We start from the raw sequence: 2,517 nt of genomic DNA, 5'->3' as shown, positions 1-2,517 counted from the left end.
GCGCGCACGCTCGCCTCCACGCCGGGGGCGTGCTCGGGGAAGGCGTCGAGGAGGGCGGCGGCGAACATGTCGCCGGCCATGCCGCCGACCGCGTCGAGGTGGATCTGCATGCCTGCCCGGGTGCGCGTTGAGGGCAATGCCCGTTCGTCGAACACGAGATCGACCGGAAAGGTTTCGCGGCAAGCCCCGGCTTCGGGGCGGAAGGCCGCAGCCCACGCACCGAACGGCTCGCGGAAGCGGGGTGCGACCGGCGACCACGTTTCAGGGACCAGCGGGTCACATGGTGCGAGCGCGCCCTAAGTCCCCGTCCGCCACAACCCAACGGAGATCCCATGACACGCATCCCGGCCGTCACGCTCGCCAGCCTCCTGACGCTCACCGTCGCCGCCCAGGCCGCCCCGCAGGTGGAGCGCCTGCGCGGGACGATCGAGGCTGTGCAGCCCGGCTCGATCACCTTCAAGACGATCGACGGGGTGCAGGAGACGATCACGATCGCCGAGGACACCCGGTTCGTCTCGGTGGTCAAGGCGAGCCTCGACGACGTCAAGGACGGCACCTTCATCGGCACCGCCACCAAGGGCGAGCCGCCCGTCGCGCTGGAGGTGTTGCTGTTCCCCGAGGCGATGCGCGGCACCGGCGAGGGGCATTACGGCTGGGACATGATCCCGGACACGACAGCCGGCGGCGCCAAGGTGAAGAGCGCGATGACCAACGGCACCGTGAAGGCCGAGGCCCCGGCCCCGCGGGTCAGGAGCGCGATGACCAACGGCACCGTGGCGAGCAGCGCCGGCGCGGGTGGCGAGCGGAGGCTCACCGTGACCTACCCGGACGGCTCGCAGACGGTACTGGTGCCGCCGCAGGCGCCGGTGGTCACCTTCGAGCCGGCGGACAGGTCCGTGCTGCAGCCCGGCGCCAAGGCCTTCATCACGGCGGCGCGCGACGGCGCGACGGTGGGCGCCCGCCGGGTCGCTGTCGGCAAGGACGGCCTCACCCCGCCGATGTAGCGGTTCCGCCGGTCCGGTATCGTCGAAATCGGCGGGACCGCGCTCCGGACAGAACTGCACGGCACCTTCGGCCGGGCCGATGCCGTCGCGGCCGCGACGGCATCGGCCCGAATCTCACGATCAACTGCGCCGAGCCGGCATCGGGTAGACGCTCGCCGCCCTTCCGGGGCTGGAGACGGCGGCCTGATCGAACGGACACCGGGCGGGGCGTGACGGTCGGATCGTGCCGGCCTGATCCGATCGGAGCTGGCATCCACCGGGCCGGCCACGATTCTGCGCATTCGGCAGCAGGGCGACCGGCGCGGCTGTGACGCGGCGTATTCCTCGGAACGGGTCCTCGGGCCGGACCGATCGACACCCCCTTGGCCTCTCAGAGCGCGTTGCCGCTGCGCCCTGCAACATTGTCTCTCAGGTCCAATTCCGGCACACGTCGCGACCGCGTGCTTCCGCTGAGGACCACGCACGTGGCATAGCGGGCCCGCGCCTTGCATTCGCCCTCACGCTGCCAAGCCTGCGGGGTACGCTTGGAAGCGTGGCTGCGCCTGAAGCGGGCAGACCGCGTCCGCGGCAGGATCGAGGCGAGGACCGGGCGACGGGCGTCGGCCACGATGATGAGGACGAGCACTTTGGAGGCGACGATGACGACCGAGCGTTCCCAGAACATCCTGCCGGTCATTTTGTGCGGCGGCTCGGGCACGCGGCTGTGGCCGGCCTCGCGCGAGAGCATGCCCAAGCAGTTCGCGCGGCTGGTCGACATGCGCGAATCAACGTTCCAGGCGACCGCCAAGCGGGTGGCCGATCCGGCGGTGTTCGCGCGCCCGGCCGTGATCGCGTCGAGCGAGGCCCGCTTCATCGTCGCCGAGCAGCTCGCGCAGGCGGGGATGTCCGGCGACATCATCCTGGAGCCGGAGGGGCGGGACTCGGCCGCCGCCGTGGCGGTCGCGGCGCTGCACGCGGCCCGGCGCGATCCCGAGACGGTGGTGCTGATCATGGCCGCCGACCACGTCATCGGCGACACCGAGGCCTTCAGTGCCGCCGTCCAGGCCGCCGGCCGCGGGGCGCGGGCGGGCTACACGATGACGCTGGGCGTCGAGCCGACGCGGCCGGCCACCGATTACGGCTACATCCGCCGCGGGCGGTCCCTGCCCGAGGCGCCGGGCGCCTACGCGGTGGAGCGCTTCGTCGAGAAGCCGGACGCGGCGGGCGCGCAAGCGCTGATCGCGGAGGGCGCCCTGTGGAACTCGGGGTACTTCCTGTTCCGCGCCGACCTGATGCTGGCCGAGCTGGAGGCGCACGCGCCCGTGGTGCTCGCGGCCGCCCGCGACGCCATCGAGGCGGCCAGCGCCGACCTCGACTTCCTGCGCCTGGACGCGGCCGCCTTCGCCAAGGCCCCGAAGATCTCGATCGACTACGCTGTGATGGAGCGGACGCACCGCGCGGGCGTGCTGCCGGTCTCCTTCCCGTGGTCGGACGTCGGCACCTGGGACGCGGTCTGGCAGGTGCTGGCCCGCGA

2 protein-coding genes are annotated in these 2,517 nt (G+C 72.3%); both read left to right on the top strand.

Features of this window, described 5'->3' with window-relative positions:
* Positions 1–332 precede the first annotated feature (332 nt).
* A complete protein-coding gene (locus tag ACFE8Y_RS18045) occupies positions 333–1,004 on the top strand; it encodes a metal ABC transporter permease (RefSeq protein ID WP_375465764.1) in 672 nt (223 codons plus the stop codon).
* Positions 1,005–1,642: 638 nt separating this feature from the next.
* Positions 1,643–2,517: mannose-1-phosphate guanylyltransferase (locus ACFE8Y_RS18040; protein WP_375465763.1), on the top strand; the 875-nt coding region annotated here is incomplete at its 3' end.

The organism is uncultured Methylobacterium sp., assembly GCF_964242245.1.
Classification (GTDB): domain Bacteria; phylum Pseudomonadota; class Alphaproteobacteria; order Rhizobiales; family Beijerinckiaceae; genus Methylobacterium.
The sequence above is the reverse complement of the archived record's forward strand: the minus strand, read 5'-3'. Positions and strand labels throughout refer to the sequence as shown.

Bases quoted from the DNA above. Each gene is read 5' to 3' on its own strand.
- ACFE8Y_RS18045 (WP_375465764.1), top strand. From the start codon at position 333: ATGACACGCATCCCGGCCGTCACGCTCGCCAGCCTCCTGACGCTCACC.